16 protein-coding genes are annotated in these 13,672 nt (G+C 71.6%); 6 read left to right on the top strand and 10 right to left on the bottom strand.

What is annotated here, in order from left to right:
• Window position 1: 1 nt before the first annotated feature.
• Together AB1K54_RS04665 and AB1K54_RS04660 are read right to left on the bottom strand one after the other, a co-directional pair.
• Entirely contained in the window at window positions 2-364 is a 363-nt protein-coding gene (locus AB1K54_RS04665; RefSeq protein WP_371201554.1) for a PadR family transcriptional regulator, read from the bottom strand.
• A 74-nt stretch (window positions 365-438) separates the two neighbouring features.
• Window positions 439-1,038, bottom strand: coding sequence for a DedA family protein (locus AB1K54_RS04660; protein WP_371201553.1), 600 nt, complete (start codon window positions 1,036-1,038; stop codon window positions 439-441).
• Between the two features lie 153 nt (window positions 1,039-1,191).
• Between AB1K54_RS04660 and AB1K54_RS04655 the strand changes: the two genes are divergently transcribed.
• On the top strand, window positions 1,192-3,165 hold the full coding sequence (locus tag AB1K54_RS04655; RefSeq protein WP_371201552.1) for a glycosyltransferase: 1,974 nt from the start codon (window positions 1,192-1,194) through the stop codon (window positions 3,163-3,165).
• An 18-nt stretch (window positions 3,166-3,183) separates the two neighbouring features.
• Here the strand turns inward: AB1K54_RS04655 and AB1K54_RS04650 are convergent, their stop codons facing one another.
• Both AB1K54_RS04650 and AB1K54_RS04645 read right to left on the bottom strand, forming a co-directional pair.
• On the bottom strand, window positions 3,184-3,378 hold the full coding sequence (locus AB1K54_RS04650; RefSeq protein WP_371201551.1) for a hypothetical protein: 195 nt from the start codon (window positions 3,376-3,378) through the stop codon (window positions 3,184-3,186).
• A 64-nt stretch (window positions 3,379-3,442) separates the two neighbouring features.
• Window positions 3,443-3,625, bottom strand: a complete 183-nt coding sequence (locus AB1K54_RS04645) for a DUF5302 domain-containing protein (protein WP_371201550.1) — start codon at window positions 3,623-3,625, stop codon at window positions 3,443-3,445.
• Window positions 3,626-4,059: 434 nt separating this feature from the next.
• Here AB1K54_RS04645 and AB1K54_RS04640 point away from each other — a divergent pair, with 434 nt between their 5' ends.
• The 3 genes from AB1K54_RS04640 (at window position 4,060) to AB1K54_RS04630 (ending at window position 8,509) form a co-directional block, all read left to right on the top strand.
• Entirely contained in the window at window positions 4,060-6,339 is a 2,280-nt protein-coding gene (locus tag AB1K54_RS04640; protein ID WP_371201549.1) for a polyribonucleotide nucleotidyltransferase, read from the top strand.
• A gap of 416 nt (window positions 6,340-6,755) precedes the next feature.
• The gene (locus tag AB1K54_RS04635) at window positions 6,756-7,793 is read left to right on the top strand and encodes an aldo/keto reductase (RefSeq protein ID WP_371201548.1); all 1,038 of its coding nucleotides are present in this window, start codon (window positions 6,756-6,758) and stop codon (window positions 7,791-7,793) included.
• 113 nt (window positions 7,794-7,906) lie between these two features.
• A complete protein-coding gene (locus tag AB1K54_RS04630; protein WP_371201546.1) occupies window positions 7,907-8,509 on the top strand; it encodes a histidine phosphatase family protein in 603 nt (200 codons plus the stop codon).
• 55 nt (window positions 8,510-8,564) lie between these two features.
• Here the strand turns inward: AB1K54_RS04630 and AB1K54_RS04625 are convergent, their stop codons facing one another.
• Both AB1K54_RS04625 and AB1K54_RS04620 read right to left on the bottom strand, forming a co-directional pair.
• Window positions 8,565-9,206: a class I SAM-dependent methyltransferase gene (locus AB1K54_RS04625; RefSeq protein WP_371201545.1), complete on the bottom strand. Its 642-nt coding sequence runs from the start codon at window positions 9,204-9,206 to the stop codon at window positions 8,565-8,567.
• Window positions 9,203-9,679: a GNAT family N-acetyltransferase gene (locus tag AB1K54_RS04620; protein WP_371201544.1), complete on the bottom strand. Its 477-nt coding sequence runs from the start codon at window positions 9,677-9,679 to the stop codon at window positions 9,203-9,205. The genes AB1K54_RS04625 and AB1K54_RS04620 overlap by 4 nt, the downstream gene beginning before the upstream one ends.
• A gap of 57 nt (window positions 9,680-9,736) precedes the next feature.
• Between AB1K54_RS04620 and dapB the strand changes: the two genes are divergently transcribed.
• Both dapB and AB1K54_RS04610 read left to right on the top strand, forming a co-directional pair.
• A complete protein-coding gene (dapB, locus tag AB1K54_RS04615) occupies window positions 9,737-10,564 on the top strand; it encodes a 4-hydroxy-tetrahydrodipicolinate reductase (protein ID WP_371201543.1) in 828 nt (275 codons plus the stop codon).
• Window positions 10,561-11,022: a hypothetical protein gene (locus tag AB1K54_RS04610; protein ID WP_371201542.1), complete on the top strand. Its 462-nt coding sequence runs from the start codon at window positions 10,561-10,563 to the stop codon at window positions 11,020-11,022. The genes dapB and AB1K54_RS04610 overlap by 4 nt, the downstream gene beginning before the upstream one ends.
• 90 nt (window positions 11,023-11,112) lie before the next feature.
• On the opposite strand, the gene AB1K54_RS04605 is transcribed toward AB1K54_RS04610, so the two are convergent.
• The 4 genes from AB1K54_RS04605 to AB1K54_RS04590 all read right to left on the bottom strand — a co-directional run bounded on the left by AB1K54_RS04605 (window position 11,113) and on the right by AB1K54_RS04590 (window position 13,577).
• Complete coding sequence (locus AB1K54_RS04605; protein WP_371201541.1) at window positions 11,113-12,030, bottom strand: TIGR01777 family oxidoreductase; 918 nt, start codon at window positions 12,028-12,030, stop codon at window positions 11,113-11,115.
• Window positions 12,023-12,448, bottom strand: coding sequence for an OsmC family peroxiredoxin (locus AB1K54_RS04600; protein ID WP_371201540.1), 426 nt, complete (start codon window positions 12,446-12,448; stop codon window positions 12,023-12,025). Before AB1K54_RS04600 ends, AB1K54_RS04605 begins: the two co-directional genes overlap by 8 nt.
• Window positions 12,449-12,574: 126 nt before the next feature.
• Window positions 12,575-13,147, bottom strand: coding sequence for a DUF4395 domain-containing protein (locus tag AB1K54_RS04595; RefSeq protein WP_371201539.1), 573 nt, complete (start codon window positions 13,145-13,147; stop codon window positions 12,575-12,577).
• Window positions 13,140-13,577: a TlpA family protein disulfide reductase gene (locus AB1K54_RS04590; protein WP_371201538.1), complete on the bottom strand. Its 438-nt coding sequence runs from the start codon at window positions 13,575-13,577 to the stop codon at window positions 13,140-13,142. The genes AB1K54_RS04595 and AB1K54_RS04590 overlap by 8 nt, the downstream gene beginning before the upstream one ends.
• Window positions 13,578-13,672: the final 95 nt, after the last annotated feature.

Raw genomic sequence — 13,672 nt, 5'->3', positions numbered from 1 at the left:
GTCACGCGCCCTGCCAGGCGAGGTCGGGGGCGCCGCCGCGGTCGTCCCACACGCGTCGCAGCGCGCCGCTGACGACCTGCCACTGCCGCCGCTGCTCGCCGAAGGCCGCGCGCCCCTCGGCGCTCAGCCGGTAATGCTTGCGCGCCCGCCCGGTGGGAGAGGCGCCCCACGCCGCCTCGACGTAGCCGAGGCGCTCGAGGCGGTGCAGCAGCGGGTACAGCATGCCGTCGCTCCATTCGAGCTCGCCGTCGGACAGCTCGCTCACGCGCTGCAGGATCGCGTAGCCGTAGGACTCGCCCTCGGCGAGGATTCCCAGCACGAGCGGCGTCGCCACGGCCGCGACCAGGTCTTTGCCGATCTTCACGGCGCCTCCGAATACCTTGTTGTTCTAGGTACGTAGAGCTACAAGGTAACACTGATGCCGCGTCCGGCGACAGATCATCCCTCCCGAATCTGCTTGCGGCCTCGCCCGATGAGCGCGTCCAGCCCCAGCCCCAGCCCGACGGCGACCACGATCGACACGAGCACCGCCGCCAACGACCCGCCCGGCAGGATCGCCGCGACCACCGCCCCGATGAGCGCCTGGTACACCGCCCACCCGAGCGCGGCGAGCGTCGCGATCGCGAGATAGCGCGGCGCCGGGATGCGCGCCGCGCCCGCCGAAAGGTTCACCGCGAGCCGCGCGAAGGGGATGAACCGCGCCGTGAACAGCACCGCGGCCGCCCGGCGGTCCAGGCGCGCGCGAGCCCACTCGAGCGCACGCCGCACGCGCGGGCCGCGCATCCACCTCCAGCGCTCGAGGCCCACCACGCGCCCGATGAGGTAGCAGCAGGCGTCCCCGCACGCGGCCGCCACCGCGGCGACCACGATCACCGCCACAAGCGGAGGCGTCGCCTCCGCCACGGCGAGCGCGGCCAACGCCGTCACCGCGGCCTCGCCCGGCACGACGACCAGGAACGCGTCGCCGAGCACGAGCGCGAACAGCAGCGGCAGCGCCCACGGGCTGGCGGCAAGCTCGCTGAGCGCATCCTCGACCACGCCTCCGTGGGTACCAGTGCCGGGTGAACGGCGCGCGAACGAGCGGCAGGGAGCTGGACGCTCCGGTGACGCGGGGGCGTGAACACGGTGAACTCTCGTCGACGGCGGCCGTTTCGCGGCATCCGGCCCCCGCGCCCTTGTCACCCTGGAGGCGTGAGAGTCGCAGTGCTGGCAGAGTCCTTCCTCCCGCACATGAACGGTGTGACGGGGTCGGTCCTCCATGTCCTGGCCCACCTCGCGCGAGAGGGCCACGAGACGCTCGTGATCGCCCCGCGCGCCGGCGAGCTGCCGGCCGACCGGCCCTTCGCCGGCCGCGCCGAGCTGCTGCGCTCGGTGCCGCTGCCGGCGTATCCGGACGTGCGTGTCGTGTTCGCGCGTGCCGCACGACTCACCGCGATCCTGGCCGAGTTCGCGCCCGACGTCGTGCACCTCGCATCGCCGTTCGTGCTCGGGTGGCAGGGGCTGGCGGCCGCCGACGTGCTGAAGCTGCCGGCCGTAGCGGTGTACCAGACCGACCTCATCGCGTATGCCGACCGGTACGGGATGCCGCGGGCGAGCGCCGCCGTGTCGGCCCATGTCGCGCGCCTGCACCGCCGCGCGACGATGACCCTCGTGCCCTCGTCCGCCTCGATGGGCCAGCTCGAGCGGCTCGGCGTCGACCGACTCCGCACGTGGGGGCGCGGAGTGGACGCGGAGCTGTTCAGCCCCGGCCGCCGCGACGACGATTGGCGCGCGCGGGTCGCTGCCGGCCGGGCGATCGTCGGCTACGTGGGAAGGCTCGCGCCCGAGAAGCAGGTCGACGACCTGCGCGTGATCACGGACCTTCCCGGCGCGCAGTTGGTGGTCGTCGGCGACGGGCCCGAACGCCAGGCGCTCGAGCGCGCCCTCCCGCACGCGGTGTTCACCGGCCACCTCGCCGGCACGGCTCTGGCTGCGGCGCTGGCGAGCTTCGACGTGTTCGTGCACCCCGGCGAGAGCGAGACGTTCGGCCAGACCATCCAAGAGGCCCTCGCCAGCGGCGTGCCGGTCGTGGCGACCGGCGTGGGCGGTCCCGTCGACCTCGTGCGCTCGAGCATCGACGGCTGGCTCTACCGCCCGGGCGACCTCGCCGATCTGCGCGGGCGAGTCGCCGACCTGCTCGGCGACGACGGCAAGCGCCGCGCCTTCGCCGAGGCCGCCCGCGACTCGGTGCGCGAGCGCACCTGGGACGCCGTGGGCCGGCGGCTGGTCGGGCACTACGAAGAGGCGCGGATGCTGCGCCCCATCGACGACGCGCTGCTCGCCCGCGCCGCCACCCGGCCCTCCGCCCCGCCCGCGCCGTCGCCTGCCGCCCCGCGCTGGTCGCGCTACGTCGCCCTCGGGGACTCGCTGACCGAAGGCCTGTGCGACGTGTCGCGCATGGCGCCCGGCCTCTACCGCGGCTGGGCGGACCGGCTCGCCGAGCTGATCGCGCTCTCGCGCGAGGGCCGCGAACCGCTGCGGTACGCGAACCTCGCGGTGCGCAGCCGCAAGGTCGGCCATCTCGTCGGCGAGCAGGTCCCCGTCGCGCTGGCGCTGCGCCCGGACCTGGTGTCGGTGCTGATCGGCGCCAACGACCTCGTCGGGTGGGGTGCGCGGCCGATCGCCCTGGCCGCGGAGCTGGAGCGCAGCGTGCGGGAGCTTCGCGCGCACGGCATCGACGTGCTGCTGGTGACGCCGTTCCTGCCGCGGCGCCGGGTGGTGCGCCTGTTCGCGCGGCGGTTCGCGCAGTTCGCGTCGGAGCTGCGCCGCATCGCGCGCGAGACCGGCGCGATCCTGTTCGACGTCGAGGCGCTTCCGGCGATCGGCGACCCCGGCATGTGGGCGCACGACAAGGTGCACCTGCGCTCGCGCGGGCACCGGTTCCTCGCCTATCGCGCCGCGGACGCGCTGGGCGTCCCCGACGCCGAGACGCTCGGGGGACTGGATGCCGCCCTCCACGCCGACGACGACGAGGTGGTCACCGGCTCGTGGCTGCGCCGCGACGCGCTGCCGTGGGTGTGGCGGCGCCTGCGCGGCCGCACCGCGGGTGACGGCCTGCCGCCCAAGCACGACGGCTACGTCGTGATCGGCCGCGGCGGCACGCGGGCGCCGGTCGGGCGCTCCTAGACCGGGGCGAGCGGCGGCTCAGCGGTCCGCGTCGATCTCTCCGGCCTCGATCGCAGCCTCGCGCTCCTCGACCTCGAGGTCGTCGATCTCCACCTCGACGGACTCGCGCGGGTCGATCGTCGGCGGCGGGAGCTCGAGTTCGTCCTCGTCGTCGATCGGCACCTCGCGCTCGTCATCGGGGATGGGCTCGCGGAAGTCGCTCACGTCACTCATCGCCTTCCACCTGCTCGAAGATCTCGTGGAACGTCGGATCGAACACCATCGCGCGCTCCTCGGGTCACCCGCTCTTGCGACGGAATTCCCGCTTGGTCATCGCGCCGTGCGTGCCATGGATCGCCGAGTCGGCGTTCTGGTGCGACTCGCCGTCGCGATGCTGGGAGTTCTTCTTGTCGAGAGCTTCCTTGAACTTGCGCTTCATGTCTTCGGATGCCGCGCCGGCCGGCTTCTCGTCGGTGCTCATACGCCCACCCTAGGCGTGCGCCACGCGACCCGCCACCTGCGCGACCGGCGGCCCCGGTTGCGAAAACCGCCGATGACTGCGGAAGAAGGGCGCACTGATAGGATCGGTGAGGTTGCCTTCGTGGCATCCATCCAACTCAACACGAGTTCACGGAGCAGGCCGGCAGGAGCTGGTCCCCTGTGGTGGATTCCGATCCTGGTCTCGATACACCGCCCGCGGCGGCACTCGACCTCCGGGTGTCGCCTGCGGCGGCACCCGATCTCCGAGCGTCGCCTGCGGCGGCACTCGACCTCCGGATCGTGATCTTCTACTGGTGGCCAGCGCAGACGGTTCCGCGGTGGTTGCCGCGCGTCGAGATCTGCCTGTTCCTGCTCCTTCGCACGCACTCGCGCGGCATACGGCCGCGCGAGTTGAAACAAAGAAGGAGAGACCTCTTGGAAGGTCCTGAAATCACGTTTGCCGAAGCCGTTCTCGACAACGGCCGCTTCGGCACCCGCACCGTCCGGTTCGAGACCGGACGCCTCGCCCAGCAGGCGCAGGGAGCGGTGGCGGCCTACCTCGACGAGGAGACGATGCTCCTGTCGGCCACCAGCGCCAGCAAGCAGCCTCGCGAGGGCTTCGACTTCTTCCCGCTGACCGTCGACGTCGAGGAGCGCTCGTACGCCGCCGGCAAGATCCCCGGCTCGTTCTTCCGCCGCGAGGGCCGCCCCTCGACCGAGGCGATCCTCGTCTGCCGTCTCATCGACCGTCCGCTGCGCCCCTCGTTCGTCGAGGGCCTGCGCAACGAGGTCCAGATCGTCGTCACGGTGCTCTCGATCGCGCCTGGCGAGTTCTACGACGCGCTCGCGATCAACGCGGCATCCCTCTCGACGCAGATCTCCGGCCTGCCGTTCTCGGGTCCGATCGCGGGCGTCCGGCTCGCGCTCGTGCCGGGCCACGGCGAGCACGCCGACCAGTGGGTCGTCTTCCCCAACACGAAGGTGCTCGAAGAGGCCGTGTTCGACCTGACGGTCGCCGGGCGCGTTCTGCCCGACGGCGAGGTCGCGATCATGATGGTCGAGGCCGAGGCCACCGAGCACTCGTGGAACCTCATCAAGGGCGGCGCCACGAAGCCCTCCGAAGAGGTCGTCGCGCAGGGTCTCGAGGCCGCCAAGCCCTTCATCAAGGAGCTCGTCGCGGCGCAGAACGTCGTCGCGAACACGGCCGCCAAAGAGATCAAGGAGTTCCCGGTCTTCCTGCCCTACTCGCAGGAGACCTACGACTTCGTCGCCGGGCGCTCCTACGACGAGCTGGTCGGGGTCTACCAGATCGCTGACAAGGTCGACCGTCAGAACGCCGACGACGCCGTCAAGGACCGCGTCAAGGGCGAGCTGACCGCCGCGATCGAGGCGGGCGAGCTGCCGCAGGTGGCCGCGAGCGAGTTCTCGGCCGCGTACAAGTCGGTGACGAAGAAGATCGTTCGCGGTCGCATCCTCGCCGAGGGCGTCCGCATCGACGGCCGCGGCCTGGCCGACATCCGTCCGCTCGACGCCGAGGTACAGGTCATCCCGCGCGTCCACGGCTCGGCGATCTTCCAGCGCGGCGAGACCCAGATCCTGGGTGTCACCACGCTCAACATGCTCAAGATGGAGCAGCAGATCGACTCGCTGTCGCCCGTCACGCACAAGCGCTACATGCACCACTACAACTTCCCGCCGTATTCGACGGGTGAGACGGGTCGTGTGGGCAGCCCCAAGCGCCGCGAGATCGGCCACGGCTTCCTCGCCGAGCGCGCGCTCGTGCCGGTGCTGCCGGCCCGTGAGGAGTTCCCGTACGCGATCCGCCAGGTGTCCGAGGCTCTCGGCTCCAACGGCTCGACGTCGATGGGTTCGGTGTGCGCCTCGACCCTGTCGCTGCTGAACGCGGGCGTGCCGCTGCGCGCTCCCGTCGCCGGCATCGCGATGGGTCTTGTGTCCGACGAGGTCGACGGCCAGACGCGCTACGCCGCGCTGACCGACATCCTCGGCGCTGAAGACGCCCTCGGCGACATGGACTTCAAGGTCGCCGGAACGAGCGAGTTCGTCACCGCGATCCAGCTCGACACGAAGCTCGACGGCATCCCGTCGTCGGTGCTCTCGGCCGCGCTGCAGCAGGCCCACGACGCTCGCATCACGATCCTGAACGTGCTGAGCGCCGCGATCGACGGTCCGGACGAGATGGCGCCGACCGCTCCGCGCGTGATCAGCGTGCAGATCCCGGTCGACAAGATCGGCGAGCTGATCGGCCCCAAGGGCAAGACGATCAACGCGATCCAGGACGAGACCGGCGCCGACATCTCTATCGAAGAGGACGGCACCGTCTACATCGGCGCCGTCGACGGCCCGTCGGCCGAGGCCGCGCGCGCTCAGGTGAATGCGATCGCCAACCCCACCAACCCCGAGGTCGGCGAGCAGTTCCTGGGCACGGTCGTCAAGATCGCGACCTTCGGCGCGTTCATCTCGCTGCTTCCCGGCAAGGACGGCCTGCTTCACGTCAGCGAGGTCCGTAAGCTCGCCGGCGGCAAGCGCGTCGAGAACGTCGAGGACGTCCTCTCGGTCGGTCAGAAGCTGCTGGTCAAGATCACCAAGATCGACGACCGCGGCAAGCTGTCGCTCGAGCCGGTGCTCGAAGAGGCAGCCGACCAGGAGGGCCGCGCCGCCGCCAGCGAGGGCCCCGAGGCTCCCGCCGAGGGCTGATCTCGATACGCCGCCTACGGCGGCACTCGATCCGGCGGATCTCGATACGCCGCCTACGGCGGCACTCGATCCGGCGGATCTCGATACGCCGCCTACGGCGGCACTCGATCCGGCGGATCTCGATACGCCGCCTACGGCGGCACTCGATCCGGCGGATCGCTCGAACGATCGGATGCCCGTCGCCCCCTCGCGGAGCGGCGGGCATCCGCCCTTCTGCGCGGATGTCCGCCGAACGGGGGACACCCGAGGCGCCCCACGCCGTTCCGTGACGGAAGCGTTATGGAATGTTTACCGTTGTGTCGCCTCAGTGGACGGAGCATTCCGCGGGCTGGCCTAATCTCTAGTTACGTGCCGGGGGGCGCGCGGGTTCCGCGATCACGAAGAGTTCCTCCGGGGACTTCGTGAGGGGGTGGCACATGGCTTATTTCGATGTCGAGTCGAGACTTCCGACTCCGGTGACGGATGCCCCGGCCCGCGCGCTCGCGCCGCATCCGTCGACCCCCATCCCCGTGCAGGGCCCCGGCGTCGGCGCATCCGTGCGTGTGCGCTTCGGCGAGACCGGGACCGAGATCTTTCCGCTCATCCTGGGCGGGGCGGAGTTCGGCTGGAACGTCGACCTCGAATCCAGCCACGCGATCCTCGACGAGTTCGTCGAACGCGGCGGCAACGCCGTGCACACCGCCGACAGCTTCGCCGGCGGGCGCAGCGAGCACATCATCGGCCAGTGGCTGCACTCGCGCGGGGTGCGCGACGACGTCGTGCTCTGCGTGCGCGTCGGCGGCAACCCCGACCACCCCGGGCTCGGCCCGGTCAACCTGGTGCGCGCGGTCGAGTCATCCCTCACGCGCCTGCGCACCGACCGCATCGACGTGCTGTATCTCGACGCGACCGCCGACTCGGCGACCGCGCTCGAAGACACGCTCGCCACCGCCGAGTGGCTCGTCGAGACGGGCAAGGCCCGCGCCATCGGCGCGATCGGCTACACCGCGGCGCAGCTCGTCGAGGCGCGCATCTTCGCCTCGGCCGGGTTCCCGCGCATCATGGTGCTCGACGTGCCGTTCAACGTGCTGCGCCGGCATGAGTTCGATCCCGACCTGCGCCTGGTCGCAGGGGCCCAGGGGGTCGCCGTGACGCCCTCGCACGCGCTGGAGCACGGGTTTCTCGCGGGGCGCCACCGCACGCGCACGCGCGGCGCGCTCTCGTTCCGCGGGGCGCAGCTCGCGGCGAACCTCAACCGCCGCGGCAGTCGCACCCTGCGCGCGCTCGACGGCGTCGGCTCCGAGCTCGGGGTGCCCGACGCGGCGGTCGCCGTCGCGTGGCTGCTGGCGCAGCGCCTGGTGACCGCTCCGATCGTCAATGCGTTCGCCCTGCAGCACGTCGAAGAGCTCATGCAGGGCGTGGGCGTGCGGCTGAGCCGCGCGCACCTGGCCGACATCGCGCGCGCGGCCGAGTAGGGCGCGCGGGGGCGGCTGCGCCGACGCGGCGACCGGGTCGGTCGTGTCGGAGCGGTGACGTAGGGTGGACTGGTGCCCCCCAGCGCGAGAACCTCCCGAAGAAGTGAGCAGGCGTGACGCACTACATCTATCTGGTGCGTCACGGTGAGCATCAGGATGCCGAGCACGGCCTGACCGACGGGCGCCTGTCGCCGCGCGGCCGAAGGCAGGCCTCCCTCTTGGCCGACCGGCTGTCCGGCGTGCATTTCGACGCGGTGTGGCATTCGCCGCTCGAGCGCGCGGCGCAGACCGCGCGTGCGGTCGCCGATCGCATGCCGTCGGTCGACCCGCAGCCGTCGGCCCTGCTGTTCGACTGCGTGCCGACCGGCCTGACGCCCGAGACCCCGGGCGCGTTCGAGCCGTTCTTCGGCGGGATCACAGAGGCTGAGATCGAGGCCGGCAGCGCCCAGATGTCCGACGCGGTCAGCGAGTTCCTCGTGCGCAAGCGCGGCGAGGTGCATGAACTGCTCATCACCCACAACTTCGTCATCGCGTGGTTCGTGCGCGAGGTGCTGCAGGCGCCCGACTGGCGATGGATGACGCTGAACCAGGCACACTGCGGGCTGACGATCATCGCCCAGCGGCAGGGCCGTCCGTGGACCCTCGTGTCGCACAACGACCTCGCGCACCTGCCTGTCGAGCTGCGCACGGGATTGCCCGAGTCCTATCCGGCCTGACCTGGCGCACACCGGCGGTTCCGCTCAGCGATTCCGTTGGCCAGCGCGACGCGCGTCAGCGGCGACGGGCCAGCACGAAACCCTGCGCGCTGCGTTCTGTTCCGATCGGCGCGCGGTCGACGGTCGCGGTCACGTCGAATCCGGCCTCCACCAGGAGCTGAGCGATCGCCTCCGTCTGGTGCAGAACGCCCCGCAGCGGCACGTCGTGTCCGTAGGCTCCCTCGACCACGCGCTCGCCCACGCCCGCCTGGAATCCGAGGACGATCGGGCCGCCTGGCGCGAGGACGCGAGCAGCTTCGCGCACGATGATGGCGACATCGCTGAGCGGGCTGTGGATGATCGCGTACCAGCAGAGGATCGCCCGCACCGAGGCATTCGCGAAAGGGAGCGCGCGCAGGTCGGCGATCTCGATCGCGACCCCGGGGGTGCTCGCCCTGGCGTAGGAGATCATCTCGGACGAGAGGTCGACCCCGATGAGGCTGGACACGCCGCGCGCGAGCAGGTGACGGAGCATCCTTCCCGTGCCGCATCCGGCGTCGAGCACGGGAAGATCGGAATCCGGCAGGGACGCGATGAACTGATCGAGGATGCCGAGATCGAGGGGCGCTTCGGCGCGCGTGTCCGGGAGGACCTCGGCGTAGGTTCCGGCGACGGTGTCGTACAGGTGACGCGTCGCGCTGGTGCGGTCGTCGCTCATCGCTCCGTGAGACTCTTCGCGTACCAGCGCGTCGCGTTGGGGTTGTCGTTGTAGGGCTCTACGGAGCGGTAGCCGCTCGAAGCGTACAGGCCGCCGGCGGCCTCGAGGGTGTGGTGCGTGTCGAGCACGAGTTCTGCCGCGCCGAGCTCGCGGGCCCGGCGCTCCAGGTCATCCAGCAGCAGCCGGCCCCACCCGCGGCCGCGCGTCGACTCGGCGAGGTAGACGTGCTTGACCTCGTAGCGAACGCCCGCCGGGCCGTCTGGAAGGTGACGGATGCCGCCGCATCCGACCGCCGTGCCGTCGTCGTCGCGCACCACGACGAACACGCCCGCGGGTGCCTCGAACGCCTCGGGGTCGGGGAACACCGTGCGGTAGCCGCCGCCCGGGAAGATCGATGCGCGCAGCGCGAAGTAGTCCCGCAGCAGCGCGTGCGCGTCGGGCGCGTCGGGGCGAGTCGCCTGGATCTGCACCATCCCTCGATCCTAGGTCGGGCGCCCGGAGGCGGATGCGCCCGCGGCTAGGCTTGTCTCATGACGACGCGCGTGGCAATCGTTGGCGGAACCGGCAAGCTCGGTCGCATCATCAGGGCGGTCGTCGATGCCGAGGACGGGTTCGAGGTCTCCGCCGTGCTGTCGTCGGGCTCCGACCTGGCAGAACTCGACACCGCCGACCTCGTCGTGGACGCCACGACCCCGGCGGTGTCGATCGATGTCGTGCGCTCAGCCGTCGAGCGCGGGGTGAACATCCTCGTGGGCACGTCCGGCTGGTCCGCCGAGCGCATCGCGCTCGTGCGGCCGCTCGTGACCGCGGCCGGCACGGGTGCCGTCTTCGTGCCGAACTTCTCGCTCGGGTCCGTGCTCGCCACGGCGCTCTCGGCCGCAGCGGCGCCGTTCTTCCCGTCGGTCGAGATCATCGAGGCGCACCGTGAGACCAAGATCGACTCGCCGAGCGGCACCGCCGTGCGCACCGCCGAGGTGATCGCCGCCGCGCGGGCCACGGTCGGTCCGGTCGAGTCGCCCTTCGTCGACCAGCGCGCGCGGGGGCAGCAGGTCGCGAGCGTGCCGGTCCATTCGCTCCGCCGGCCCGGGGTGGTCGCGAAGCAGGACGTCATCTTGTCGGGCCCGGGGGAGTCGGTGACCATCACCCACGACACCGTCGACTCGGCGCTGGCCTACGCCCCCGGCATCCGCATCGCCCTGCACGCCGCGCGGGACGCGCGCGGCGTGACGGTCGGGCTCGACAGCTTCATCGACCTCGGCCTTCGGATCCCCGGTGCCGCCGACGCCCCGGCCGCCGACGCCCCGGGCGCCGACGAAGAGGCTGCGGCGGGTCAGGTCGCGCGCACGACCAGCGCATGAGCGCTCGCATCGGCGTCGTCGTGATGGCGGTGGCGCTGGCCCTGTACATCGTGCTCGTCGGCCAGCGCGCCGTGCTGCTCGTGGCCAGCGGCGAACCGATCGGCGTCGCGATGGGCGTGGCGCTCATCGTGCTGCCCCTCATCGCGGTGTGGGCGCTCGGGCGCGAGCTGTGGTTCGGCGTCCGCGCCGAGCAGCTGGGCCGCCGCCTCGAGCAGGAAGGCGGCCTTCCCACCGAGTCGGTCGCGGTGCGCCCCAGCGGCAGCGTCGTGCGTGCCGACGGCGACGCGCTGTTCCCGGCCTACCGCGCCGACGTCGAGGAGCACCCCGACGACTGGGCTGCGTGGTATCGCCTCGGCCTCGCGTATGACGGCGCCGGCGACCGGCGCCGCGCACGCTCGGCGATCCGTCGGGCGATCGCGCTGGAGAAGTCAGGCCGCAAGGGTGCGCACGGGCGCTGACCGTGTCGTGAGACGAGGCGATCTCTCGAAACGAGGGCGCGGAGCGTCAGGATGTCCTCGTCTCGCGAGATTCCCTCGTTCGGCGCCCGGTCAGCCGGCCGCGGGAACGGCGGCTGCGACGGCGTCTTCGACGGTGCGGTGACCGAACGCGAACCCGGATTCCTCGAGCGCTTCGGGCACGACGTGCATGTCGGCCGTGAGGATCGCCTCGGTCGCGTCCTTGCCGAGCACGAGACGGATGCCCCACTCCGGAGCCCGCAGCAGGAACGGCCGGTTCATGCGCACGGCGAGCGCGAAGCCGAGGTCGTTCGCGGTGGCGCGCGTCGGGCCTGCGAGGTTCACCGGTCCGGCGAGGTCGGCAGCCAGAACGTGGCGGATCGCGCGCACCTGGTCGTGGAGGGAGATCCACGGCCATGCCTGCGTGCCCCGGCCGATCGGCCCGCTCGCCCCCAGCCGCGTCAGGAGCATGAGGGGCTTGAGCACGCCCTCGGCGTGCACGACCGGCGCGGTGCGCAGCACCGCGACACGCGCGTGCGGACCCGCGCTGAACGCGGCCCCCTCCCACTCTCCGCACAGGTCGGCGAGGAACGACTCGCCCCGCGGCGCGGCCTCGGTCAGGCGTTCGCCCGGCGCCGACCCGTAGTAGCCGACCGCCGAGGCGGAGACGAAGGCGGGAGCATCCTTCCCCTGCTCGCGCACCGCGCGCGCGAGCGCCTGGGTCGGCGTGATCCGCGACCACAGCAGGGTGTGCTTGTACGCCGGCGTCCACGGGAAGTGCCCGATGCTCGCGCCGTTCAACCCGACCACGGCGTCGGCCCCGGCGAGCACCTCGGGGTCGAGGGGGGTGTCGCTCGTGAGCCACTCGACCTCGTCGTCATGCTCGGGCGGTCGTCGCACGAGTTCGGTGACGGCCACACCGTCGGCGCGCAGGCTGTCTGTCAGCGCCCGCCCGATCAGTCCCGACGCGCCGCCGATGACGACGCGCCGGGGCACTCGGGGTTCAGGCAAGCGTCGCCTCAAGGGTGATCTCGATGCCCGCGAGCGCCTGCGAGACGGGGCATCCGGCCTTGGCCGCCTGCGCGATGCGCTCGAAGTCCTCGGGCTCGATGCCCGGCACGACCGCGTTGACGTTGAGGTGGCTGCCGGTGATGCCGGTGCCCGGCTTGAACGTGACCGACGCGGTGGTGTCGATCGACTCGGGAGGCGTGCCGTTCTGGGTGAGCTCGTGCGACAGTGCCATGCTGAAACACGACGAGTGGGCGGCGGCGATGAGCTCTTCGGGCGTGGTGACCGATCCCGACCCCTCGCTGCGCGCCTTCCAGTTGACGTCGAATGTGCCGGTGCCCGACGTCACCAGCGTGACGGCTCCCGAGCCATCGACGAGGCTTCCCTTCCAGGCTGTGCTGGCTTCGCTCGTGACGGTCATCGGAACCTCCTTGTCGTCGGCCTCCGTGACTCGGACGCCGATGCGCTCAGCCTAACGATCGGTGCCGACCTCGCGCGACGGCTTGACATTCCTTCGCGCGGAGGAATGTGCGAGGAGGATGCCTCGTCAGGCCGTCTGCGGGCGCTCGCGCCCCACCAGACCGACACGCTGCAGCAGCAGGTAGAGCTGGCAGCCCAGGCACAGCCCGAACGCGGCGTTGAGGAAAGCGGCGACGAACGCCAGCGCGGCGGCGACGGTGAGCCCCCACGGGACGCCCGCCAGATGCAGCACGAGGCCGATCGTCGTGACGAAGAGGCCGACGCCCTGCGCGAAGCGCGGCGGGCGCGGGTCTTCGAGCTCGGTCGGCGGCTTCAGGCGCGGCTGCACGAGCGTGCGATACAGCACGCCCCACGGAGCGGTGCGCGGCGAGACCACACTCCACACGAACAGGAGCGCGATGACCAGCAGCAGCAGGAACGCCGGGTCGAGGAAGCGCTCAAGGGGCGTCGCGAGCGTGATCAGCCAGGGGCCGCCGATCACGAAGCCGGGATCGATGTCCGACACCCGCGCCGTCGACAGCCCCGTGAGTCCGAGGAAGACATCGATCAGGAGGAGCACGGACGTGATGCCCGCGACGAAGCGGGGCCCGCGGGGGTCGATGCCGCCGCGGGGCGGCGATGCGGGGGAACGGTCAGACATCAGCGGCTACTCCTGCCAGGCGGGCGAGCTCGAGTTCGAGCACTTCGCGGTTGGGGGCGCCGCCGAAGCGGGTCTGCACGGCGCCGTTGCGGTCGAGGACCAGCGTCGTCGGCGTCTGCAGCACGTGGAAGTGCTTGGCGATGTCGGGACGATGGGTCAGGTCGACGTCGAGGTGACGCACGCCCTCGTGCGCGTCGGCGACCGACGAGAGCATGCGGTGCACGCCCGGGCAGCGGGCGCACATCTCGGTGCTGAACTGCAGCAGGGTGGCCGACGCGCCGAGCGTGTCGGCCCCGAGCCGGTGCGGCTCGACGATCTCGTGGGCCACGTGGCGCTGCGGGCGGCTCTGCCGCCAGCGCAGGAACACGCCGAAGCCCACCGTCGCCGCGAGCAGGACGATGAGGCCGATGAAAGCGCTGACGAGATCCACAGCGTCCCAGGCTAACCGCACGAAGCTGGGAGGGCGCCGCCGTGACGAACTGTGACACGCCGCGAGCGCGGCTCGAACGGCGCGCGCGTGTCGGC

It is taken from the genome of Microbacterium sp. BWT-B31 (assembly GCF_041379855.1).
GTDB lineage: Bacteria > Actinomycetota > Actinomycetes > Actinomycetales > Microbacteriaceae > Microbacterium.
This window is presented reverse-complemented; position numbering and strand designations above follow the sequence as displayed.